This window comes from Agrobacterium sp. NPDC058088, assembly GCF_042885035.1.
In the GTDB taxonomy this organism is placed as follows: domain Bacteria; phylum Pseudomonadota; class Alphaproteobacteria; order Rhizobiales; family Rhizobiaceae; genus Agrobacterium.
Genome location: NZ_JBHVSU010000003.1, coordinates 665577 through 689503 on the forward strand (window position 1 = coordinate 665577; position 23927 = coordinate 689503).

At 57.2% G+C, this 23927-nt stretch carries 23 protein-coding genes and 1 pseudogene; 20 read left to right on the plus strand and 4 right to left on the minus strand.

Features of this window, described 5'->3' with window-relative positions:
• Nucleotides 1-26 precede the first annotated feature (26 nt).
• The 4 genes from ACFVTJ_RS12975 (at nt 27) to ACFVTJ_RS12990 (ending at nt 4460) form a co-directional block, all read left to right on the plus strand.
• Complete coding sequence (locus ACFVTJ_RS12975; RefSeq protein WP_386907945.1) at nt 27-650, plus strand: TetR family transcriptional regulator; 624 nt, start codon at nt 27-29, stop codon at nt 648-650.
• A gap of 193 nt (nt 651-843) precedes the next feature.
• A complete protein-coding gene (locus ACFVTJ_RS12980) occupies nt 844-2367 on the plus strand; it encodes a sugar ABC transporter ATP-binding protein (RefSeq protein ID WP_386907947.1) in 1524 nt (507 codons plus the stop codon).
• Between the two features lie 52 nt (nt 2368-2419).
• A complete protein-coding gene (locus tag ACFVTJ_RS12985) occupies nt 2420-3421 on the plus strand; it encodes an ABC transporter permease (RefSeq protein ID WP_386907949.1) in 1002 nt (333 codons plus the stop codon).
• An 85-nt stretch (nt 3422-3506) separates the two neighbouring features.
• Nucleotides 3507-4460, plus strand: coding sequence for a substrate-binding domain-containing protein (locus tag ACFVTJ_RS12990; protein ID WP_386907951.1), 954 nt, complete (start codon nt 3507-3509; stop codon nt 4458-4460).
• 70 nt (nt 4461-4530) lie between these two features.
• On the opposite strand, the gene ACFVTJ_RS12995 is transcribed toward ACFVTJ_RS12990, so the two are convergent.
• Nucleotides 4531-5424, minus strand: a complete 894-nt coding sequence (locus tag ACFVTJ_RS12995; protein WP_386907953.1) for a LysR family transcriptional regulator — start codon at nt 5422-5424, stop codon at nt 4531-4533.
• Between the two features lie 537 nt (nt 5425-5961).
• On the opposite strand from ACFVTJ_RS12995, the gene odc2 reads away from it, so the two are divergent.
• From odc2 to ACFVTJ_RS13010, 3 genes and pseudogenes are all read left to right on the plus strand, one after another.
• Complete coding sequence (gene odc2, locus ACFVTJ_RS13000; protein WP_386907955.1) at nt 5962-7095, plus strand: ornithine/lysine decarboxylase; 1134 nt, start codon at nt 5962-5964, stop codon at nt 7093-7095.
• A 192-nt stretch (nt 7096-7287) separates the two neighbouring features.
• Nucleotides 7288-7857 carry a GNAT family N-acetyltransferase gene (locus ACFVTJ_RS13005; RefSeq protein ID WP_386907957.1) on the plus strand — a complete coding sequence of 190 codons (570 nt, stop codon included), beginning with the start codon at nt 7288-7290 and terminating at the stop codon, nt 7855-7857.
• 187 nt (nt 7858-8044) lie between these two features.
• Nucleotides 8045-9581: pseudogene (locus tag ACFVTJ_RS13010) on the plus strand (IS3 family transposase).
• Nucleotides 9582-9805: 224 nt separating this feature from the next.
• Here the strand turns inward: ACFVTJ_RS13010 and ACFVTJ_RS13015 are convergent.
• Nucleotides 9806-10936, minus strand: a complete 1131-nt coding sequence (locus ACFVTJ_RS13015; protein WP_386907959.1) for a hypothetical protein — start codon at nt 10934-10936, stop codon at nt 9806-9808.
• Between ACFVTJ_RS13015 and tssI the strand changes: the two genes are divergently transcribed.
• The 13 genes from tssI (at nt 10905) to ACFVTJ_RS13080 (ending at nt 21943) form a co-directional block, all read left to right on the plus strand.
• Nucleotides 10905-13061 carry a type VI secretion system tip protein TssI/VgrG gene (gene tssI / locus ACFVTJ_RS13020; protein ID WP_386907961.1) on the plus strand — a complete coding sequence of 719 codons (2157 nt, stop codon included), beginning with the start codon at nt 10905-10907 and terminating at the stop codon, nt 13059-13061. The genes ACFVTJ_RS13015 and tssI overlap by 32 nt on opposite strands.
• Before the next feature lie 16 nt (nt 13062-13077).
• Nucleotides 13078-13512: a hypothetical protein gene (locus ACFVTJ_RS13025; RefSeq protein WP_386907963.1), complete on the plus strand. Its 435-nt coding sequence runs from the start codon at nt 13078-13080 to the stop codon at nt 13510-13512.
• A gap of 45 nt (nt 13513-13557) precedes the next feature.
• Nucleotides 13558-13992, plus strand: coding sequence for a hypothetical protein (locus ACFVTJ_RS13030; RefSeq protein WP_386907965.1), 435 nt, complete (start codon nt 13558-13560; stop codon nt 13990-13992).
• A 5-nt stretch (nt 13993-13997) separates the two neighbouring features.
• Nucleotides 13998-14993 (plus strand): hypothetical protein, encoded by a 996-nt coding sequence (locus ACFVTJ_RS13035; protein WP_386907967.1) that lies wholly within the window; start codon nt 13998-14000, stop codon nt 14991-14993.
• 94 nt (nt 14994-15087) lie between these two features.
• Nucleotides 15088-15645 (plus strand): hypothetical protein, encoded by a 558-nt coding sequence (locus ACFVTJ_RS13040; protein WP_386907969.1) that lies wholly within the window; start codon nt 15088-15090, stop codon nt 15643-15645.
• A 15-nt stretch (nt 15646-15660) separates the two neighbouring features.
• Nucleotides 15661-16047 (plus strand): PAAR domain-containing protein, encoded by a 387-nt coding sequence (locus tag ACFVTJ_RS13045; protein ID WP_386907971.1) that lies wholly within the window; start codon nt 15661-15663, stop codon nt 16045-16047.
• A 5-nt stretch (nt 16048-16052) separates the two neighbouring features.
• A complete protein-coding gene (locus ACFVTJ_RS13050; RefSeq protein WP_386907973.1) occupies nt 16053-17267 on the plus strand; it encodes a hypothetical protein in 1215 nt (404 codons plus the stop codon).
• Nucleotides 17264-17764 carry a hypothetical protein gene (locus ACFVTJ_RS13055; RefSeq protein ID WP_386907975.1) on the plus strand — a complete coding sequence of 167 codons (501 nt, stop codon included), beginning with the start codon at nt 17264-17266 and terminating at the stop codon, nt 17762-17764. Before ACFVTJ_RS13050 ends, ACFVTJ_RS13055 begins: the two co-directional genes overlap by 4 nt.
• Nucleotides 17765-17772: 8 nt before the next feature.
• Nucleotides 17773-18222 (plus strand): hypothetical protein, encoded by a 450-nt coding sequence (locus ACFVTJ_RS13060; RefSeq protein ID WP_386907977.1) that lies wholly within the window; start codon nt 17773-17775, stop codon nt 18220-18222.
• A gap of 322 nt (nt 18223-18544) precedes the next feature.
• Complete coding sequence (locus tag ACFVTJ_RS13065) at nt 18545-18946, plus strand: MarR family winged helix-turn-helix transcriptional regulator (protein ID WP_386907979.1); 402 nt, start codon at nt 18545-18547, stop codon at nt 18944-18946.
• Nucleotides 18947-19034: 88 nt separating this feature from the next.
• Nucleotides 19035-20330 (plus strand): MFS transporter, encoded by a 1296-nt coding sequence (locus ACFVTJ_RS13070; protein ID WP_386907980.1) that lies wholly within the window; start codon nt 19035-19037, stop codon nt 20328-20330.
• 274 nt (nt 20331-20604) lie between these two features.
• Nucleotides 20605-21291, plus strand: coding sequence for an OmpW family protein (locus tag ACFVTJ_RS13075; protein ID WP_386907982.1), 687 nt, complete (start codon nt 20605-20607; stop codon nt 21289-21291).
• A 208-nt stretch (nt 21292-21499) separates the two neighbouring features.
• Entirely contained in the window at nt 21500-21943 is a 444-nt protein-coding gene (locus tag ACFVTJ_RS13080) for a glyoxalase superfamily protein (RefSeq protein ID WP_386907984.1), read from the plus strand.
• 71 nt (nt 21944-22014) lie between these two features.
• Here the strand turns inward: ACFVTJ_RS13080 and ACFVTJ_RS13085 are convergent, their stop codons facing one another.
• Together ACFVTJ_RS13085 and ugpE are read right to left on the minus strand one after the other, a co-directional pair.
• Nucleotides 22015-23076: a sn-glycerol-3-phosphate import ATP-binding protein UgpC gene (locus tag ACFVTJ_RS13085; RefSeq protein WP_386907986.1), complete on the minus strand. Its 1062-nt coding sequence runs from the start codon at nt 23074-23076 to the stop codon at nt 22015-22017.
• Entirely contained in the window at nt 23076-23924 is an 849-nt protein-coding gene (gene ugpE / locus ACFVTJ_RS13090; protein WP_386907987.1) for a sn-glycerol-3-phosphate ABC transporter permease UgpE, read from the minus strand. The genes ACFVTJ_RS13085 and ugpE overlap by 1 nt, the downstream gene beginning before the upstream one ends.
• Between the last annotated feature and the right edge of the window lie 3 nt (nt 23925-23927).

Below are 23927 nucleotides of genomic sequence, written 5' to 3' on the forward strand. Positions count from 1 at the left end.
TGCCGTGATTGAAAGGAGACATCAGCATGCGCCGAACCAAGGCCGAGGCAGAAGAGACGCGTCAGGCGATCCTTGCCGCCGCCGAGCGGGTGTTCTTCAAAAAGGGCGTGGCCAACAGCTCTCTTGATGAGGTGGCGGCCGCAGCCGGTGTCACGCGCGGCGCGATATATTGGCATTTTTCCAGCAAGGCCGACCTTTTCATCGGCCTCTACGAATCGGTGGCGCTGCCGGAATCGGATCTGCTGGATTTTGGTGATCCTGATCTCAAGGGAACGGCACTGCTGGCCAAGATCGAGGAGGCGGTCTGCAAGTGGTTGGCGCTTCTAGTGGAAGACGAGCAGCGTCAGCGCATCATGACCATCAGCCTGCGCACCAGCTATTCCGACGAATTCGCCCCCGTGCTGCATGCGCAGGAAGAGCTGGACCGTAACCAGAAGGAGCGGCTTGAAGCGGCTTTTCAGCGGGCGCAGGCAGAAGGCGTCTTCAATGACAACTGGACGGCGGAATCGGCGCTCGGTGCGCTCTACTGGCTGATTAAAGGCATCGTTTACGACTGGCTGCTGTTTGGAAAACGTTTCGACCTGGTGAAGGAAGGCGCAGAAGCCATGCATCGTCTCATGAAAGGCTTCCAGCGTCCCCCTTCTGTATGAACGAAGCGCTGGAACGTGCTGTCTGGCCGGTAAAATTTCAGTGTATTCTAAAAGACGAGCGAAATTTGCTTTACGTACCTCAAAACGGACGTTAGCTTCTTCTCAGAGCTTTGGGAGGAGTTCGCTTATGGTCAAATCAAGTAAGATCGAGGCGCAAAAGCCGTTCGTTTTCACCTGTTGTCGGTGACGGCGCATGATTTCTGCTGACGAGACTTCAGACCCCGTTCTTGTCCGGACGGTGGGGCTGTCGAAATCCTTTGGACCGGTTCAGGTTCTGAAGGACATCGAGATCGCGGTGCGCGCCGGCGAGGTGCACGCCATCATCGGCGAGAACGGTGCCGGCAAGTCGACGCTGATGAAGCTCCTGGCCGGCAATGAAAAGCCGACGGGCGGGGAAATCCGCATCGATGGTGAGGCAGTTGCGCTCAGCGGACCGGTGGACGCCGAACATCGCGGCATCGTCCTCGTGCATCAGGAAATATTGCTGGCGCCGGATCTGACGGTGGCGCAGAACATCTATCTGGGTCGTGAATTGCGCCGGGGGCCGGTGATGGACGACCGGGCCATGCGGGCTGGAGCCCGAAAGGCGATAGCCGATCTCGGCGGCACGATCGATCCAGACTCCATCGTCGGCAGTCTTTCGATTGCCCAGCGGCAGCTGGTGCAGATCGCCCGCGTTCTGCTCGTGCCGCATCGCGTCGTCATTTTCGACGAGCCGACCGCAAGCCTTACGCCCATCGAGACCGATGCGCTGCTGAATGTCATCAGCGACATCAGGGCAAAGGGTGTGGCCGTGCTTTATATTTCGCATCGCCTGCCTGAAGTGAAGCAGATCGCCGACCGGGTGACTGTCCTGCGTGATGGCCGGCTCGTCGCCTCGCATCCGGCCTCGGAGCTGGAGCCGGCTGATATGGCGCGGCTGATGGTGGGGCGCGATGTCGCCAAGCTTTATCCGGATCGGCATGCCGGCGGCGAGCACGAACCGGTTCTGCAGGTGGAGCACTTCACCGTTCCAGGTTATGCGCAGGATGCCGGTTTCAGCCTGCGCAAGGGTGAAATCCTCGGTTTTGCCGGCCTTGTGGGGGCGGGCAGAACGGAGTTGATGGAGGGGATACTCGGCCTGCGGGCCGGACGCGGAACAATCCGCCATCGCGGTCGGCAGGTGCACTTCGCAAAGGCGGAAGACAGCCTGAAGGCCGGCATCGTTTACCTGAGCGAAGACCGCAAGGGCAAGGGATTACTACTGAGCAAGGATCTGCGGGTTAATCTTACGCTCGCATCACTCAACAAGTTCAGCCGGCTGTTTCAGATCGATATCCGCCGGGAGGCGCAGGCGCTCGATGATGCTGTGCGCGATTTCGACATCCGCACCGGCCGCAAGGACCTGCTTGCGGGCCAGCTGTCAGGCGGCAACCAACAGAAGCTGCTCTTGGCCAAGATGATGCTGCTCGATCCCTCCATCGTCATCATCGATGAGCCGACGCGCGGTATTGATATCGGCACCAAGGAGCAGATTTACCGTTTCATCGCGAACCTTGCGGATGAGGGTCGGTCGATCATCGTCGTTTCCTCTGAAATGCCGGAGCTGATCGGCATCTGCGACCGTATTCTGGTGATGCGTTCGGGCCGGATCGTCGGCGAGGTAGCGGGCGAGCGGATGACCGAAAACGACATCGTGGCGCTGGCGACGGGCGTTCACACGCAGGAATTCGCCTGAGGCGCGCCTGTCATTCGAATAAGGCCTGAAGAAAAGACAATTGAGGGGAAATATGACTGAGGCCGCAATTGATAACGGCAAAACGCCGAAGACCTCGAAGGACTGGGACCTGCGCGCCGTCGCGCCTTTCGTGGCGCTGGCCCTGCTGCTGGTGCTTGGCACCATCGCCAATCCGAATTTCATCGGCATCGACAATCTTTTGAATGTCGTGACCCGCAGCGCCTTCATCGCCATCATCGCGCTTGGCGCCACCTATGTCATCACATCGGGCGGGCTTGATCTTTCCGTTGGCGCCATGGTTGCCTTCGTCGCCAGCCTGATGATCCTGTTCATGAACAGCGGTGTCATCGCCAGCCCGGTGCTGATGCTGCTCGCCGCCATGGCGCTGGCCATCGCCATCGGCGCAGCCTGCGGGCTGACCAATGGTCTCATCACCACCATCGGCCGCATCGAGCCTTTTATCGCCACGCTCGGCACCATGGGCATTTATCGCGGGTTGACCACCTGGCTGTCGCAGGGCGGAGCGATCACGCTTCGCAATCCGGAGATCCAGACGCTTTATCGTCCGGTCTATTTCGGCAATATTCTCGGTGTGCCGGTGCCGGTCGTCGTGATTTTCGTGACGGCGGCTATCGCCGCCTTCGTGCTGTACCGCACCCGTTACGGAAGGCACCTGACGGCCGTCGGTTCAAGCGAGGATGTAGCGCGCTATTCCGGCATTTCGGTCGTGCGGGTCCGCACGATTGCCTATGTGGTTCAGGGGCTCTGTGTCGCCGTTGCCGTGCTTCTTTACGTGCCGCGTCTCGCCTCCACATCCGCCACCACAGGCATGTTGTGGGAATTGCAGGCCATCACCGCCGTCGTCGTCGGCGGCACGGCGCTGCGCGGCGGGGTAGGGCGCATCTGGGGCACGATCTGCGGCGCCTTCATTCTGGAGATCGTCGGCAACATCATGATCCTGTCGAACTTCGTCAGTGAATATCTGATCGGCGCCATTCAGGGCGCGATCATCATCATCGCCATGCTGGTGCAGCGCTCTTTGAGCCGCAGGTAGCGGAATGATGGGAGTTTGGCCGCGCCATGTGGGGCAGGCGCGGTTGTAAGAGGAGGAACGCCCCGGTCTTGGGAGGAAAGAGACTATGCGTAGAAAATTCATCGGCGTGGCCTTTGCCGCGCTGGCAACGGTGCTGGCAGGTTCTGCTCAGGCGCAGGACAAGAAGGTTACGATCGGCGTGTCCATTCCGGCGGCCGACCATGGCTGGACGGCGGGCGTCGTTTATCATGCCGAGCGTGTGGCCAAGCTCCTGATGAAGGAGCATCCGGGCCTGAACGTCATCGTCAAGACCTCGCCGGATGCCGCAAACCAGGCAAACGCGCTTCAGGATCTTGCCGTGCAGGGGCTAGACGCATTGGTGGTTCTGCCGTCGGATCCCGATCCGCTCGTTAACGCCATCAAGGAGATCAAGGACAAGGGCACCTTCGTTGCGCTGGTGGACCGCGCGCCGAGCGTCAACGACAACTCGATCCGCGATCTCTATGTCGCGGGTAACAATCCGGCACTTGGACAGGTGGCGGGCGAATACATCAAGAAGACTACGCCTGATGCGGAAGTGGTGGTCATTCGTGGGCTGCCGATCCCGATCGACCAGCAGCGCCAGGATGGTTTTGACAAGGGCATCGCCGGGTCCAGCGTCAAGGTTCTTGACCGCCAGTACGGCAACTGGAACCGCGACGACGCCTTCCGCGTGATGCAGGACTATCTGACCAAATACAAGAAGATCGACGTGGTCTGGTGTCAGGACGACGACATGGCAATCGGCGTGCTGGAAGCCATCCAGCAGGCGAAACGCACCGATATCAAGTATATCGTTGCTGGCGCCGGTTCCAAGGACATGATCAAGAAGGTCATGGACGGCGACAAGCTGGTGCCGGTCGACGTGCTGTATCCGCCGGCGATGGTGGCGACCGCCATGCAGCTGACAGCCGGTCATTTCTACGATCAGGTGCCGGTTGCCGGCGAGTATATTCTCGACGCGACGCTGATCACCAAGGAAAATGCCAAGCAGTTCTATTTCCCGGATTCGCCGTTCTGAGGATCACGCCCCATGAAAACGCCCGCCGAAAGGCGGGCGTTTTATTTCGGTGGTTGATGAAAGCCATTCCTCACTCGTTCTTGCGAAACCACGCCGAGAGATAGTCCACGAAACTGCGCACCTTGGCAGGCAGGTAACGCCGGTGCGGATAGACGGCATAGATGCCGCGATCCTTTGAGATATAGTCGTCGAACAGGGTCACCAGTTCACCGGAGTGGATATGCGGCCGGGCGATGAAATCCGGCACCATGGCGATACCGAGCCCGGCACGGGCCGCGCGCAAGGTTGCCTGCGGGCTGTTCACCTCTATCGGCCCGCTGATGGCGACCGAGTTCGAGCCGCCGTCCGGTTCCAGATAACGTACAGTATTGTGAAAGCGGGTATTGGTATCGATGATGAAGGGCACGCGGGCAAAATCCTGCGGTCCGTCGAGCGGCCCGTGTTTCGCAACGAAGTCCGGCGTCGCCACCGCATAGACCCGGAAATCGGAAAGCTTGCGGGCAATAAGACCCGAATCCTCCAGCCGCGTGATACGGATCGCAAGGTCGAAACCTTCTTCGATCAGATCGACGAACCGGTCATCGGCGACTATTTCCAGCATCAGTTCCGGGTTTTCCTTGGCGAAGTCGATGAGGCTTTGGCCCACATCGGCATCGATGAAGGTGCGTGGCACCGAAATTCTAAGCTTGCCCTTGAGATCGGCATTTTTCTCGCGCACCAGGTCGGCAAGGTTGTCGATCTCCTTTAGAATGTCGGAGGCGGTGCGATAATAGGTATGTCCGGCCTCGGTCAGCGAGAACTGCCTCGTTGTACGGTTGAGGAGCAACGCGCCGAGATCGTCTTCCAGTTCCCGGACATATTTGGACAGAAGCGCCTTGGAGCGCCCGGTCTTGCGCGCGGCGGCGGAAAAGCCCTCCGCTTCGACGACATCGATAAAGGCGCGGATGCGGGTGAGCGTGTCCATGAAAATCCTCCGGTTCGTTCCATATAATTGAACGCTGCGGACTGACTGTTCAACCCTAAATTCACTGCCGAAAAAATCCGCTAAATGGTGAAAAAAACCTCTTGATTATGACTGCGAATATTCTTATCTCCCGTGCTGCCCAAAGTCGCACGTGCCCATGTGTGTCCGCCGATTCCTCGATGTGGTGAGGATTTAGGTAAGGTACCTGGAACTAACCCCTCCAGTCGCTATTCCGGCCAACCGGGAAATGCGAGGACATACGAAGCAACGACGGTGCGGGCCTTTCTGGTTCTCTGCCGGCTTTCCATCAGCCGGGGTACTGAAGAGGCACACCATCATTGCCTGAAGTGCGGTCGGGTCATTCCCTCCAATCCATGGCAGACAAAGCCGAATGATGCTCTGGCAGGGCATCGTTCATATTCGCGCCTTGAGCGTATGCTATCGATTCTGCGCCTCCACCGGCTGATTCGAATGCATATCTCGAGCGTCCTTTGTCCTCTGGATTTTTCCGGAGTCGGTTTTATAGGGAATATATCGATGACGACTGCACGCATTCTCGACTTCATCAAGACCCGTCGTCCCGAAGGCCCTTGCCTTGTGGTCGATCTCGACGTCGTGCGCGACAATTTCAACGCGTTCCGGCATTCCCTGCCGAACAGCGCGATCTATTACGCAGTCAAGGCAAACCCGGCTCCGGAAATCCTGAAGCTGCTCGCTTCGCTCGGCTCCAACTTCGATTGCGCCTCCGTGGCTGAAATCCAGATGGCTCTCGATGCCGGTGCGACGTCCGACCGCATCTCCTTCGGCAACACCATCAAGAAGGAACGCGATGTCGCCCGCGCCTACGCGCTCGGCATCGATCTCTTCGCCGTGGATAGCCATGAGGAAGTCGAGAAGGTTGCCCGTGCCGCTCCCGGCGCGCGCGTATTCTGCCGCGTGCTGACGGATGGCGAAGGCGCTGAGTGGCCGCTGTCGCGCAAGTTCGGCTGCGTGCCGCAGATGGCTGTCGACGTTCTGGTTTACGCCCATCAGCTCGGTCTTGAGTCCTACGGCGTATCCTTCCACGTCGGTTCGCAGATGATGAACCTCGACGCATGGGATGCGGCGCTGGCTGACGCCAAGCGCGTTTTCGCATCGCTTGCCAAGCAGGGCATCCACCTGCAGATGGTCAATATGGGCGGTGGCTTCCCGACCAAATACCTGCGCGACGTTCCGGCTGCCGAAGAATACGGCCAGGCGATTGATGAGGCACTGCGCAAGCACTTCGGCAACCAGATCCCGAAGACGATCATCGAGCCGGGCCGCGGCATGGTCGGCAATGCCGGCGTCATCAAGGCGGAAGTCGTTCTTGTGTCGAAGAAGTCCGACAACGACAACCACCGCTGGGTATTCCTCGACATCGGCAAATTTGGCGGTCTCGCCGAAACGATGGACGAGGCCATCCGTTACCCGATCCGCACGGAGCGTGATCAGGACGAGATGCAGCCCTGCGTTCTGGCCGGCCCGACCTGCGACAGCGCCGACGTGCTGTATGAAAAGAACATGTACCCGCTGCCGGTCTCTCTGACCATCGGCGACGAAGTTCTGATCGAAGGTACAGGCGCCTACACGACCACCTATTCGGCGGTCGCGTTCAATGGCTTTGAGCCGCTGAAGGCTTACGTCATCTGATCCGAACGCCGCCCGCTGAACAGGGCGGCGTCTCGACCAAGCTTCCGTTCCGGCCCTGCCGATTGTGCTGTTGCGCAAATCCCTGCTTGCTGCACCTCTTCCAGCCGAGGAAAGCGTGTCGGCGGGCCGGAACGGTTTCACCATTTTTCATCAAGGGCCGCGTGTGGGCGGTTGTGTGACGGGAGGCCAAAGATGGCCGCTCTTTTGAATTCGGTACGGGCATTTTTCACACCACAGACATTTCATGTCGATCAGGAGAACCCGGGCGATGTCGTTGCCCGTGAGAATCTGCTGGACCGCGCCATGGGCGCTGGCCGCCGCCGCAAGTCTTCGGAAAAGCTGCGCGCCGGCCGCGTTCCGGCCGAAGGCCTGGCGCTTGTCGCCCGTGACGAGGATGGCCATGTCATCGCTACCGTGCGCCTATGGAATGTCGAAGCCGGCATATCGCGCGAAGGTCGTCCCGTCGAGGCGCTGCTGCTTGGCCCGCTGGCCGTCGATGCCGCCCACGAGGGCAAGGGCATCGGCTCCGCGCTGATGCGCGCGGCAATTGCCGAGGCTACCAGACGCGGCCATGGCGCTGTCCTTCTCGTTGGCGACGCGCCCTATTACGAGCGCTTCGGTTTCTTCGCCGACAAGGCGCAGCACCTCATCATGCCCGGCCCGTTCGAACGCAGCCGTTTCCTGGCGCTGGAGTTGAAATCCGGTTGGCTGGAAGGTGCTGCCGGTCTTCTGGTTGCAAACGGCCGCCGGCTTTCGGCCTGAGGCGAGCTTCGATGCTTATTATCAAACCCCGGCTCAAAGTCGGGGTTTATTCTTTCGACCATATCATGTGTGCGGACTTCCTTTCCAACTGACATTTGTACGGAGTCACGCAAAATGACCGGGGATATACTTGAATCTGGGAGTATGGGGGTGCGGACAAAAACTTGGACCACCGAGGAGGTAGTTCATGTATTCCTACGCAGACAGACTTCGAGCGGTTGAGCTCTATATCCGGCTTGGCAAGCGGCTTAACGCGACCATTCGCCAGCTGGGATATCCCACCAAGAATGCGCTGAGGGGCTGGTACCGCGAGTACCTACAGCATCTCGACCTACGTACTCAGCCGGTAGCGCGAGCGCCAAAATATTCAGAGGCTCAGAGGCAGGCGGCACTTGAGCACTTTCGCACCCCAATCGTTGCATCTCTGCGACGATGAGGGCGCTGCGCTATCCCGGTCGAGGAACTCTAACCGCATGGGTTCGTGAGGCGTTTCCGGAGGCGCGGACATCGATGGTCGGTCGATCGTGGCACCCTGGCTATTCCGAAGAGGTCCGGCAAGCGGGGGTCAGCGGATTGTGCAGTGGAGATGAAAGCGCTCAACAGGTAGCTGACCGACTGGGCGTCTCAAGGCCGACATTGTACAACTGGAAAGATCAGCTACTCGGTCACGAGGCTCCCTCATCCATGAAACGCCGCGAATCCAACTCTAAGCTGCCTGAACGTGTAGAGCTCGAGCGACAGCTTGAAGCGCTCCAGCGTGATGTCCGCCAGTTACAACTCGAGCACGATCTCCTGAAGAAGGCCAACGAACTCCTAAAAAAAGACCTGGGGCGTCGATCTGCAGATCCTGAGTAATCGGGAGAAGAAACAGCTGATTGACGTCCTTAAGAAAGTTTATCGCTTGCCAGAGCTGCTTGCCCAGCTTCGGATTGCCCGCAGCTCCTACTTTTACCATCGCGCCTGCATGTGCCTGGCAGACAAGTATGCCGCCGTCCGCCACAGCCTAGCTGAGATCTTTGAAACGAACCGTCGTTGCTACGGTTATCGACGACTGCAGGCGTCGCTGACCAGACAAAACGTGGTAATCTCGGAAAAGGTTGTCCAGCGATTGATGAAGCAGGAGCAGTTAGTTGTTGCCAGGCCGCGTCGGCGGCGTTTTGGATCATATATGGGAGAAATCAGTCCGGCACCCGAGAACCTGATCAATCGCGACTTCCATGCTGAGGCGCCGAATGTGAAATGGCTGACAGATATCACCGAGTTCCAGATCCCAGCCGGGAAGGCGTACCTTTCGCCTATCATCGACTGCTTTGACGGCATGGTCATCAGTTGGTCGGTCGGGACGCAACCAGATGCTGGCCTAGTCAATACCATGCTGAACGCCGCAATCGAGACCGTGACCGACGTAGCGGAACGGCCAATCATCCATTCTGATCGCGGAGCGCATTATCGATGGCCCGGCTGGTTAACCCGTATCAGCGAAGCAAGACTGGTTCGCGCGATGTCTCGAAAGGGTTGCTCGCAAGACAACGCCGCGTGCGAAGGGTTCTTCGGTCGGTTGAAAACCGAGCTCTTCTAGACGAGACTGGAAGGTCATCACGATCGAGCAGTTCGTGGCAGAGGTGGACGCCTACATCCGATGGTACAATGAAACGCGCATCAAAATATCACTGGGATCACTTAGCCCGGTCGAATATCGTAAGAGCCTCGGCCTGACTATTTAAAACAGTCCAACTTTTTATCCGCACCCCCACCGGCTCAGTTCTGCGCGGAAACCAACATGCAGCGGCTTAAGGAGTAAGCGGGGCGTTCCCGTTTTTCTACTTGTTCGTTGGTCATCAAGAAACAATATCACTTTTGATTTCTTTCTCGATCATAGTCGGCGGTTTTTCCGCGATGGCTACGAGATATGTGGCGACGCACTTCTTACGCGAGCTGGGTGGATAATTTACGGATATCGGTCGGGCCTGTGCGTTACGCGGGAACTTGAGTCCTCGGGCACAATAACGAGCACGTTGAAACCGTCATCGATACTGAATGCCTGAGGGTTGAGCAGCTCGTTTCCATAGGTTGAACAGAACCATCTCGCGATTTTCTCATCATGAATTGCTGTCACGGTTTCTCGGACGCTTCTATTGATCGCGTCTATGATTTCGATCCCTGTCTTGCCCCGCCTGTTGAGATGCATAAGTTTTTTGCGCGCGGGGCTTTCTGCATCGGAAACTGCGATGGATACCCTGTCCGTTGAATAGCTTTTTACCCGAACCCGCAGCCGCTTCGGCCGAGCTGCATCAAATTGGTCGTTAATCTCTTTGATGCGCACCTTGATGTCAGCATCGGCCAGACGCACCTCCGGCAAAATATCATCTGCTGGCGCAAGTTTGTCGCCGAACTGCGCGCGCGCCACTTCCGCGGCGTGATGGGCATAGGCGAGATGTGTCACCGGCAACGCCTTCAGCCAGGTGCGTCGCTGAGTGATCGCCATCGATTTTGCCGCCTCCTCACCGAACTTCGCGATTGAGAAGTTTTCTCTTTTTTGCCCCTCGTTGGTCATCAAGGTTGCCTGCCAGACATCTCCATCAGCCGTCTCGACGCGCCTGACGCCGGAGATTCCGCTTCGGTTGTTTTTACGCAGAAGCACCGCCTGCTCGAGGTTGGTCGCGGGCGGAATGGCAAGAATGATGGCGTCGCGGTAGGCGCGAGCCTGACGGTAGGCTTCGTCGCCGGAACCGTAGATACTGTCCTTAAACAGCCTGACAATCCTGTGGCCACGCCGCCGGATACTGACCCACCAGCCAGCCCCGTGGTGAGCCCCAGCGGCTTTTTCGCGGCGCAGGCCGTAGGTATCGGCATCGTGTTTCGTTTGCCTCGAAATTTTCTCGACCGTCACGCGATGCTCCAGCTTGTCAGATATCACCGATGGATATTTAGCGTATCCAGGTTGCAAAATTCGTGATGAATCCTTGGTTTCGCCACAATGTTTGATTGCATTCTGTCGAGATTTTGACAGCCGATTGATTTTTTGTGCTCTGCTATCGAGGTTCCCGATGAACGACCAGCCCTCATCCTCTGACTTCATCCAGGCGAGCCGCGTCCTCAAGGTCAAGTCGCCACTTGGCGAAGACCAACTGCTGCCGGAACGCCTGACGGTAGAGGAGGGCGTGTCGCAGCTCTTCGATATCCGCCTCACGGTGCGGGCCAAGAAAGAAGCGGTTAGGCCCGAAGAGCTGATCGGACGGCTGGTGGATGTGTCGGTCGAGGTTGAGCAAGGGGACGGCGAAGAGGGCAGCGGCATCCGCCGTCCGTTCAACGGCCTGGTAACGGAGCTCCATGAAGGTCCTCCGATCACGCGTGGGTTGCGCTCTTATTCGATGACCATCCGGCCACAGATGTGGCTTCTGTCGCGCCGTTCCGACTGCCGTATCTGGATGGACAAGACGGCAGTGGATATCGTCGAGACCCTGTTTTCCGAACACGGCATTCCCGCACCCGATACGTCAGGCATCATTTCGCCGCCGCCTGCACAGCATTACAGCGTTCAATGGAACGAAGATGATCTCTCCTATCTCATGCGTCGTTTCGAGGAGGACGGCCTGTTCTATTGGTTCAGCCACGAGGATGGCAGCCACAAGCTGCATGTGGCCGATAGCGCCGGCGGCTGGCTTGGGCCGTCACCATCCGCTAAAGGCGAGGGCAGGGTGCGTCTGGCGCAGGGGTCATCGGACCGTAACCACATCAATGACTGGGCGCGGCGGTTCTCCTATGTCTCCGGCCAGCGTGCGGGCGCGGACTGGAATTTCGAGACGCCGGGCATGGTCCCTGGCACGATGACGCCGTCGCTGGTGCAGATGCCGGATGCGACCAAGCGCGAGCTTTACGAATATCCGGCCCGGATCAGCACCGTTGAAGAAGCGGAGCGGGCGCAAAAACTCAGAACCCAATCGATCGAGGCGGATCACGACCGGGTATTCGGATCGTCCACCTCGCGCATTCTGGAGGCGGGCCGACGGTTCACGCCTTACGAGGTTGCCCATCCCGATCATGCCTATGAAGAGCATGTGGTCATCAGAGCAAGCCACAGCATTGTCGATCTCTCCTATGAGACAAACAGTAACGAGCCTGAGTATCGTAACCATTTCGAGGCGATCCCGGCGCGCGTGCCGCTGACGCCGCACCGGTCAACAAAACGCCCGCGCATCGAAGGCACGCAGGTGGCGATCGTCGCTGGCCCGGAGGGTGAGGAAATCCATCCGGATCAATATGGCCGCATCAAGCTGTGGTTTCCTTGGGATCGCAAGGCGAAGAAGGATGGTACGGATACGTGCTGGGTGCGGGTGGCGCAGAACTGGGCGGGCTCCACCTGGGGCGGTCAGATCATTCCGCGCATCGGCATGGAGGTGATGGTCGCCTATGTCGACGGCGACCCTGACCGGCCGCTTGTGACCGGCGTGGTGCCGAACGCACGCCAAACCGTGCCTTACGACCTGCCGGCGAACAAGACGAAGAGTACATTCCGCACGAATACCCACAAGGGAACCGGCTTCAACGAATTGACCTTCGAAGACGAAAATAGCCGCGAAGAAATCTATGTTCATGCACAAAAAGACATGAATACGAAGGTCCTCAACAATAACACACATGCTACGGACAACAATGACGTCCAATTTGTTGGCAATAACAGGCAGATCGAAGTCCGGAATAACCATGATGAAATCATCGGAGGGAATCTTTCGATCAGCGTAGGGCCAGCAAATATTGGTCGCATCGTTACTAGAGTACTGGCGTCCCTCACCGCCGGGATTGGTCAGGCCGCTGCCAAATTGGGTTTGCCCGGTGCTCTCAACCCGGGTGAGGGCAACATGTTGCTGACGGTTGAAAAGAACAAGACCGAGACTGTTGGCGTCTATAACTCGATCAATGCGGGCGTGGGTATGATGACCAACGTCGGGTTATCTTATGGCGTCAACGCGGGCCGGCGGATCGCCTTTACCAGTAGTGACACAATGGGACTTTCGGCTGGAAAATCGATAACAGTTGGCAGTTCCGGAGAGGTTCACATTCACTGTGGAGAATCGCACATCCTGCTTCATCAGGACGGCACGGTTTGTCTCGGCGGGGCACGTCTTTTCCTTGATTTTAAGGATATCGAGATTAACGGCGAAAACACAATAATAGCCAATGCCGGTCGCATTGACCTGAACTAATATCGGAGACCTCTTCATGCAGTTTTCCGCACTCGCTCTACTTGTTACACTGGCTTCGCCCAGTGGTTGGTCCCCGAGTTGTGTAACGGATGTGTCGGAATTTGATTTCCTCAGAACGTCTCCGACAAATTTTGCGTTTGGTTCGCGTAATGACGTTTCGGCAGCCTATCAAAAACTAATAGAAGTAATTGGCGATCCGGCGCACTTTGAAAAGCCCACCTTGTTCTATGTGACCAAAGACTTTTCGCACTTCACCAAATCAGAATGCTCTGGAGACAAATGTCGCGGGATGGATATCCTGATTGGCGAACAGCAATGCGCAGCCGATCCTGGGAGTAACAAGACGGCATGTACACCTATCGCAGCAGTATATCAGTCGCGCGTCTATTGCCTCCTTGAGCCTTCACTGGAGGATTTCGACGCTGAAAATCGTTTTCGCCCTTTCCAATAGGAAGCGTGATGCGTTCCTAGTCCTCAATGTCGCCGGGAAAATTCGATGCAGTTTATAACCTTTATTTCACTTATCGTTTTAGCCTCTTCTTCTGGTTGGACGCCGAGTTGTACTAGCGATGAGGCGGAATTCGATTTTTATGCAGCGCGGCCGCAGAAATTTGCATTTGGGACCCGTGATGAGGTTGCACAGGCCTATGAAAGGCTTGTCGACAATGTCGGCAATCCGGAGTGGTACTCCAAGCCAACTCTCTTTTATGTGACTGGGGCTTACACCCAGTTCACTAAAGCCGAATGCGCTGGCGACAAATGTGACGCGATGGATGTTTTCAACGGCCTGCAGCAGTGCTCCAGCGGTGCTCAGGCATCTGCCGATACCTGCTATCCAATCGCCGCTGTTTACAATTCCAAGCTCTACTGTCTTCTTGAGCCCTCGCGTGAGGGAACCAATAGCAGTGAGCCATTTCATCCATATGAGTAGGAAGCATGGCTAAGGAAACATTCCCTTATGGCAACGATCTGAAGCATCCTGAGCGGTGGGCAGGTTTGGCCAACACAAAGTCCGAAAGCTGGCTGGTCGGCTATCACAAAGGGGCCTCCTTGATCGTCGGGGGACACACGTTTCTGTTCTTCGGAAAGGAAAGCCTCGTTGCATTTTCCGCTCGATTTAGAGGAGCCGGACTAACAGCGGGTTATGGTCTTTCGAATATTACAAAGAGGGCGACCCGCGGCGGAGGCCAAACGCCACGCTATCCGGGATCGAACCAGCAGCACAGCGATCCAGCTCAAGTCGTAGAAGCTTTCGAGCATACGCGTGACGGAGTTGATACGCTGAATTGGCATTACGAAGAAGATGATTTTGGCTCCGCGCATCAAATATACCGGACGCTTGCGGCAAATGTGTCTGGGTTCAATGCACTGAAACCGTTTTCGTCGAATGATTTGAACTGGACATATGGTGCAGTATCAGGTGTTTCCGTTGAGGCTGTTATAGGTGCCGGGACAGCATACCTCGCCGACGCGAGCAATCTCTTCACTGAAGCAAGAGCTATAAACATTACCCAAGAACCTACGTTGCTTTCGGCCTCTCTCGGCTCAATGCGGGGGTTCTGGTTCGTCGATAAATTCTATTCGCTCTGGACCGAGCGTGCCTATTCCAAAACGGAGGAATATCCCTTTCGCGGTTACAGTGTCCATCCATACTTCCATCAATGGAAGTCGCCTGCATATGCACAAGCACAGCAACTCTCACGGATACAGGAACAGGATCGCGTCCTAAGCAACATTAAGAAAGAGATGATGGAGAATCCCACTAAGTTCGGTTACCCCGACAGTGATTACGCTCTTCAGGAAATTATCAAAATGGATGAGCAGTTAAACCGAGGAGCGCGCGCCCCGGCATCAAATCCTTATCTGCCATGGATTGCAGCAGAACATCGTGAGGTCTTTGGCGCACCGCGCTGGGGACCCTTACCCCGTTGATCAGGAACGGCTGCAGGAATTTTGCAGAGTATTTTCAAGCGCAATGTTTAACGATGGCGCGATCCGATACCCGAGTTAAGAAACATACGTCAATATGAACATAGACAGGTTTTTTGATAGCGTGCCCTTTACAACATTGGTTCAGTTCGACCGCGGTCGAACGCCAATGAGCGTATGGTTCGAACTGCATTCTCTAAACAAGTTTTGGGAGAATAATTATCTTTCAGAGATAAAAGCTGGAAGACCCGCACTGGCGTTGGAGGTGCTTGATAAACACCGGCAGGAAGCGCGCTTCTTGGCGGACTTTGAGGTCGAGCGTTGGGTATATATGTGTGCAGCAGTGGGATGGACACCGATAGCTTGCACCGCAACATCTTGGTGCAAGGGCGCTTCACTCGACGACGTCTTGGCGCTATGGCGTAAGCTCGGAGCACCTTCGCCCGTTACGGACGGCAATACCAATCTTGCCGCACTTCTGATCAATCCCGAGATTCTCCCGAGAAATACACTGGTCGAACTTATTGCTGCAGGTAAGGATGTCGGGGGTATTTCGCTTCTGCTGGCAGCGAGGTTTGAGAAACCGAATGATGATCTAACTCTGGATCACAAAGAAACCTTATCGTTAGAGCTCAAAGAGATTCTGGGAATCTAGGATAGGAATTAAGTAATGCCCTCAGCTCATCGCCGTTCCGACATAGGCTCAGGCCATTCTTGCCATTTCCCGCCGACACTTGCGACCGGCGGCAGCCCTAACGTATTCGTCAACAAAAAGTCGCTGATGCGGGTAGGCGATGCGTATGTTCCTCATGGTTGTCCGGTTTGTCCGGAGCCCTCGCATGGTCGCAAGCTTGCTGCTGGCTCGTCGACGGTCTTCATCAATGGTAAGCCTGCTGGCCGTATAGGAGATGCGATCGATTGCGGTGGGCAGGCGCAAACGGGCTCCTCCAATGTTTTTATTGGTGACGGTTCCGGCTCCATTAAAGCTGGAGACGCTGGTGGCACCAATTGCCAGAAAAGTATGGCAGCGAGATCGATGCCGATGGTGCGGGGATAGTTTCAATGCTTCCTGAGCCCACTGACGAGAGACAACAGGACACGGCCTCTCAAGCTCTGCTGAAAGCAGTTTGCGAACTCGCGGCCAATCCGGAAAAGCGTGTTTACGCCGTCATGGATGGCTCGCAATACAGCGATCTGCCGCAACTGCTGAAAGAGGCGAATGTTGCCCACCGACCGCTCTACCGTTATGCGAGCGATGATTACGACGTCATTCTCGGTGGCCCTTGGCTGGTCGACCCTTACCAGGCTGCGATATCCTGTTCTGCGGGCGCACCGTCATCTACGGATGAGGTGGAGGATGATCTGTCTGAAGAGGTTCTGCAGACGCGCTCAGCTGCGCTTTCCGCGAAGATGATGTTATCTCTGCAGGAAGGTGATCCGACGGGTGGTGGAATGCTGCCGGTGCCTGAAGGCGATAAAGTAAAGGTAGAGGAACGCCTTCGGAAGATAGTTTTGTTGAGCCAGGGCAAACCCGCTGTGGTTTTCTGGTCCGGGGAAAACGATTTGGCTTCCGAGCGGCTTTATCGGCATCTGCGCGGTCTCAACCGGATATTTGTGCCGAAGACATGGAGGGGCCCTGACGTTTCAGACGAATTGCTGCGCAGCGAAAAGGCCTCACCTGCAGCTGAAGGCGATCTCTCAGCCTCTGAGAGCGGGACGTTCGCTGCGTATGAGCCGTTCATCTTCCGGCATGCGGATGCGAATGTTATGATGCAGATCATTCCAGTCTTGGACGAGGCCCAACTCAGTCATCTTTTCGGCCCCGCTACACAGCTGTTGTTCGCACCCGGTCACGAATGGGGCGGTGGCGTGAAGCGGGCAAGGATGGCAGTTTCGTCGGATCGACCGCTTGGTGAGCCGATTCTTATGTCACAGGACATGATGGCGTCTGTTTCCGAAACGCGCGATCAGGCCTCTCGCCACAAAATATCTGGCTATCTTGAGCGCAACGCCGGAGATCACCTCAAAGGTATGGGCGAGGAGGAGCGCGATATCTGGATAAGGTCTCATATTCGCGAGGCAAGGTCGCTTGGTGTGCGATCGGAAGCGGGGTTGGGACGCTGGTGTTATCTCCAGGCGATAACGGGTGGTCGGCTGACGCAACAACCTGGCGTGACTGACTATATGACGGGCGGAGGAGAAGGGACACCGGATGAGAAAGTGCGGTTGTTGCTGAAGTCCGTCAGGGCTGCTGCGCATCGCGGAGTGAGCGCATGACGACGCTTGTTGCTGGCGCGCCCCTTTTGGCGGCTGGGCCACCCGGCTGGGTGGCCTATGGTGTTCTTGCGGCAGTGACGATCATCGGTGGCGCTTATATCGTCAGTCAGCAGATGTCGAAGGCGGACGACGATGCGGACAACACGCTGCAGAGCAACGATGCGTCTGAGTGCACCGGCGACTGCGCGGAGGCGAAGGAGAAGAAAGAGAAAGAAAAGATCGGGGAGATGGATGCGGATTCCACCCAGAAACCCGGTGACAAGGATTTCAACAGAGACAGGCCTGGGACCGTCAACGATGCGAACAAGGATTTTGACGACCTTGTGGGAGACAATGCGATCGATAAAGGAAATGGTATTAGGATAGGCAAGCTGTCTGACGGCCGGACCGTAACGGTGCGACCTGAAAGTAAAAGCAATGGGCCAACACTCGATATTATCAAGCCGAACGGACGGCCTTTCCGAAAATACAGATATCCCGGCAGCCCATCGACATGAGGCCAAAGATGAAATCCGATCGATATGGAATAGACAAGGAGTTCTGCCGCAGGAACGGTTTCAGGATTTTCTTTGGTGTGGACTGGCTGGATGACGCCGAATATGGTGCCTTCCAGGCGTTTTTCGGTTCGCGTCAACTGTTTGTTTCAAGCGGGAATAAATCGCTCGAGCATTCGTTAGCCTCATCATTTTCCGAAGCGGTTAAACTGGAAAGTGAGTTTGTCGACACTGATAAATATATTTTCTCGCCAAATGACGCTCTGATTTATGTGAGTGACGATCGTGACGTTTTTCTCGTTGCTGCATCAAGCGAGCGTCTTGCAACGTTGATCGACGGAATATCAGCCCGTGGAGGGAGAACGTACTCCTCCCTGGTCCGGAACGGCACGGCTGACCCGAAGAAGCAGGTCAAGACGCTATTCGATTATTGGTCTGACTTCAATTTCGAGATCGCCTGACTAATAGGCAGTTGCAGTTCACCGGCTGGCTCAATTTCAACGATCCCCTGTTGAATTTCGAGTAGCACCGGAAAAGGTATGGTCAAGTAGTGTTGTTTCGCGAGCCAGCTGGCGACGGACGAGTGCGCTCTTTCGTATTGCGCTTGGCTCAGAACACTCGTATCTAAAAGAAACATGCCCGGGTCTCCGTCGGGACATTGTGAAGTGATTTGGAAAGTTTTGATTGCGGGAGCTGTTTGGTCAACCGTAAGTAATTGTGATTCAGAACATTTTTCCAAACACCCCTTGCCTGCAAGAATTTGCGGGTATATACCCGAGACAAATGCCAAACGATAGCTGCCATTGCATTCTGTTGCGCAAAGCATCCCGCAAGGTCTCGTCCTATTATGACGACGCATTGGCGCCGCTTGGCGTGAATATCGGCCAGTTCAGCCTGCTGCGGAACATCAATCGCACTGCGCCGGTGTCACTCACCGATCTTGCCGCGAGGGTGGAGCTGGACCGTTCCACCGTGGGTCGCAATGCCAGGGTGCTGGCGCGCATGGGGTTGGTAGCAATTGGTCACGGCGAGGATCAGCGGGAGGCAATGCTGACCGTGACGGAGGAAGGGCAGGCCGTCCTGAAGACTGGCGCGCCGCTCTGGGACAGGGTGCAGGAAGAAATCGAGGCCCGTCTGGGTCCGGAAAAGACCGCTCAGTTGCAGGAACTTCTCGCGGCCCTGTAATTTTTTGATCAAAAAGCGGGTATCTGCCCGTAAATCCGGGTAGATGCCCGAAAGACTCGGCCGAAGGCCATGGAAAGGGATTTTGAACATGCTCTCCACACGCCTTGCCAGCTGGATGGCCGGCAGAAACCTGCATTACGGCTGGCTCGTTGCCGCCACCACTTTTCTGACCATGCTGGCCACCGCCGGCGCGATGGGGTCTGCAGGGGTTATGATCCAGCCGCTGCATCAGGAATTCGGCTGGGATATCGCCGATATTTCCTCCGCCATGGCTGTCAGGCTGGTGCTTTTTGGTCTTCTCGGGCCTTTCGCTGCCGCCTTCATGAACCATTTCGGCATCCGGCAGGTGGTATCGACGGCGCTTGCCTTGATCATGGGCGGCATCGTCGCCTCGTTCTTCATGACGGAAGTCTGGCAATTGCTGCTTCTGTGGGGCGTGGTGATCGGCGTCGGCACCGGCATGACCGCACTGGTGCTGGGTGCGACGGTGGCATCGCGATGGTTTTCCAAACGCCGTGGCCTGGTGATCGGCCTGATGACGGCCAGCAACGCCACGGGTCAGCTGGTGTTTCTGCCGCTGCTGGCGGCGCTCACCGAGGCCTATGGCTGGCGGACGGCACTGACTCTCTCCGTTGCGGTGATTGCGACCGCCATGGTCCTCGTCTTGCTTCTGATGCGTGACCACCCTTCCGACGTCGGGTTGCCGGCCTATGGTGAGACGGCGGTGGTAAAACCGCCGAAGCAGGACCACAATCTTCTCGCTACGCTGGTTTCACCGCTGGTGACGCTTAAAAGCGTGTCCGGTAACTCCGTTTTCTGGGTCCTGTTCGGTACATTCTTCGTCTGCGGGCTTTCCACCAATGGTCTGATCCAGACCCACTGGATTTCCATCTGCGGTGATTTCGGCATGGCCGCGGTTACGGCGGCGGGTACGCTGGCGGTGATCGGCATTTTCGACTTCTTCGGCACGATTTTCGCCGGATGGCTTTCCGACCGTTTCGACAACCGGTTCCTGCTGTTCTGGTTCTACGGTCTGCGCGGACTCTCCCTGCTTTATCTTTCCTTCTCCGGTTTCAGCGTCGTCGAGCTTTCGGTCTTCGCCGTCTTTTACGGACTGGACTGGGTGGCGACGGTGCCGCCGACGGTGAAGCTCGCCGCTGAAAATTTCGGCCGCGAAAAAGCGGGTCTCGTTTTCGGTTGGGTATTTGCAGGTCATCAGCTGGGTGCGGCCACCGCCGCTTTCGGCGCCGGTTTCTTCAAGAGCGATTTCGATACCTATATGCCTGCGTTGCAGATTGCCGGTCTGATGTGTCTTATCGCGGCTGTCTCGGTACTGCTTCTCAGGAAGCCGGGCTCCGCCACTCTGACGCCGCAGGCGGCCTGAGGGTGAAAAGAGGACGCCGGACCGGCGTCCTCCGGCTTTTCAGGCTATGGAAGCACACTTCACGGGGTAGCGGCTGTTGCGTAATTGTTACAATGCCGCTTGCTTCTTTGGCCTGAGGAGCGATCGTCGTGCCCATTTGATCCATCTCAATCGGCCCATCCCGTCCATCGCCATAGTGGCTGCGATCCGGCACGGCAGGCGAAGAGTCGCCAGCCCGCCGTCATCAGCCGGTTTCGGGAATTGCCCGGCCGCGCTGCGCTATAGGAGAGATGGAATGACAAAGATGAACAAGAAGACCGCCCTGCTGGCCAGTGTTGCGGCGATGATGATGGCGAACGGCGCACTGGCCGCCGATCTGGCCCCGGCAGCGCCGGCACCCACCGCCGAAGAGGCGATTGCGGCGGCAAGCCCATGGATGCTGCGCGTGCGCGGTCTCGGCGTCATCACCAATGACAGCGGCAGCGTCGACGGTGTGCCGGGGGCGGGTCTGTCCTATTCGGATACGGTGATCCCGGAACTCGACATCACCTATTTCTTCACGCCGAATTTTGCCGCCGAACTCATTCTCGGCACCACCTATGCCAAGATCAATGGCGAGGGCGTGTTGGCCGGCACGCCGGTTGGCAAGACATGGCTGCTGCCGCCGACGCTGACGCTGCAATATCACTTCACCGATTTCGGCGCCTTCAAGCCCTATATCGGTGCAGGCGTGAACTATTCGCTGTTCTACAACCAGTCCGAACAGCCCGGTTTCAGCAATCTTGACGTGAAGAACAAGCTCGGTGCTGCCGTGCAGGTCGGTTTCGACTATATGCTGGACGAGCATTGGGGCGTGAACTTCGACGTGAAGAAGATTTTCCTGAAGACCGACTGGACCGCCGAACTCGGCGGCACGCCGATCAGCGGCAAGGCGAAGCTCGATCCCTGGCTCATCGGTGCCGGTATCACCTATCGCTTCTGATTCCGGGTGGTCGTCAGCGCCGCCTTTGACGGGCGGCGCATTCTGAGTTATACGGATGGCCACGGGCAAAGAGCCCCGGCCGTCCGCAGGCATTTTGCCCCTGGTGAAGCTCTTTTCCTTGATTTCGGTCATCCCATGTTTTGCATGTCGTCGATGGCAACGCGGACCCCCTTCGGAAAATTCGGCATGTCGATGTTGGAGAACCGTTATGAACGTGTCCAAACCGTTTCCCGCCCTTGAAGGGCTGAAAGAACAGGCAAAACGCCTGCGCACAGCGCTTGAGGAACAGGGACAGGCAATCACCCACTCCAAGGCGCTGGAACTTATTGCCGCGCAATATGGCTTTCGCGACTGGAACACCCTGCACGCAGCAGCCGGCAACCGCCCCGCTTTCAATCCCAATCTTCTGGGTTCAAGGGTGGAAGGCCTCTATCTCGGCCAGCCTTTCGTCGCCTCCGTGCTCGGCGTCCAGGCGCTCGGCGGCGATCCCGAACGTTACAGGCTCACCCTGCATCTGGATGATCCCGTCGACGTCGTGACCTTCGAAAGCTTCTCCGCCTTCCGGCAGCGCGTCCACTGCAACGTTGATACGACCGGCCGCACGGTGGAGAAAACCTCCAATGGCCGGCCACAGGTGGAGCTGGTGTGGTAGCGAGCTGGCGAAGGCTTTAGCGATGCCCGAGCACTCGCCGAATGGCGAGTGTTCGATCTTCATCTATAAGTCTAAATCCGCTTGCCCGACGCATCGAACAGATGGAAATCCTTTGCCTGTGCGGCGATCTTCAGCGTTTCGCCGATGCGCAGTTGCGAGCGGCCGGGAACGCGGAAGACGATGGTGGTGCCATCGGCGAAGGAGCCGTGTACATAGCTTTCCGCGCCCACAAGTTCCACGGCGTCCACCTGCACGTTGGCGGTGAAGGCGGCATCGGCAGGTTCTGCTTCCGCCAGCGTGATGTCTTCCGGGCGGATACCGAGCGTGGCGGCGTTTTGCGGTAGTGCTGCGGCGCCATTGACCGACCAGCCGGTCGAGGCATTGGACGAGGCCGCGGCATTGGCCAGAAGGTTCATGGAGGGCGAGCCGATAAAGGTGGCGACGAAGGTGGTCGCCGGCTTTTCGTAAAGCTCGATCGGCGTACCCATCTGTTCGATGCGGCCGGCGTTCAGCACCACCAGCCGGTCGGCCAGCGTCATGGCCTCCATCTGGTCATGGGTGACATAAACGCTTGTCGTGGCGAGCGAGCGTTGCAGGCGGCGGATTTCCACCCGCATCTGCACACGCAGTTTGGCGTCGAGGTTGGACAGCGGCTCGTCGAACAGAAACGCCGCCGGCTTGCGCACAATGGCGCGCCCCATGGCCACGCGCTGGCGCTGGCCACCGGAAAGCTGGCGCGGCTTGCGCTCCAGGAACTGTTCGATTTCGAGAGCCTTGGCCGCCTCCGTAATGCGCCTCTCGATCTCGTCCTTCGGCGTGTTGCGGTTCTTCAGGCCATAGGCAAGGTTCTGGCGCACCGTCATATGCGGATAAAGCGCATAGTTCTGGAACACCATTGCGATGTCGCGGTCGGATGGTTCGAGATCGTTGACGACGCGGTCACCAATGACGATCTCGCCGCCGGAAATACCCTCCAGACCGGCGATCATGCGCAGCAGGGTGGATTTTCCGCAGCCAGAGGGACCGACCAGCACGATCATTTCGCCGTCGGCGATGTCCATCGATACGCCCTTGATGGCCTCGACATTGCCGCCATAAACCTTGCGGACGTCTTTCAGCGCAATTTTTGCCATTATTTTTCGGTCTCCACCAAACCTTTGACGAACCAGCGCTGCATCAGCACCACAACCATAACAGGGGGGATGATGGCGAGGATCGCCGTCACCATCACGTAATTCCAGGGCGTCGAAGCGTCGGTGAAATCCACCATGCGCTTGAGGCCGATGATGATCGTGTTCATCTTGGCGTCGTTGGTCACGAGCAGCGGCCAGAGATATTGGGTCCAGCCATAGATGAACAGGATCACGAAAAGGGCGGCGATATTGGTTCTCGACAACGGCAGCAGAATATCGCGCATGAAGCGGAACGGACCTGCATTGTCGATACGTGCCGCCTCTACCAGTTCACCGGGAATGGTCAGGAAGAACTGCCGGAAGAGGAATGTTGCCGTCGCAGACGCCATCAACGGCAGCGTCAGTCCCGCATAGGTATCGATCAGCCCAAGATCAACAATGACCTTGTAGGTGGGCAGAATACGCACCTCCACCGGCAGCATGAGCGTGATGAAAATCATCCAGAAAAAGCCCATGCGGAAGGGAAAGCGGAAGAAGACGATGGCGAAGGCCGACAGGAACGAGATAACGATCTTGCCGATGGCGATGGCGAGCGCCACGACGAAGCTGTTGAACAGCAGCCGCTCGAGGCTGACGCCGACCACTCTTTCGACACCGCCGACCATGGCCTCGGTGTAGTTCGCGCTCAGATGATCGCCGGGCAGCAGCGACATGGGTGGGCGGATGATGTCATTCGACGTCATGGAAGAGGCGACGAAGGTGTAATAGATCGGGAAGGCCACGATGATGATGCCGAGAATGAGCATCAAATGGGCGACCATGCGGGCGACCGGGCGATTTTCAATCATGGT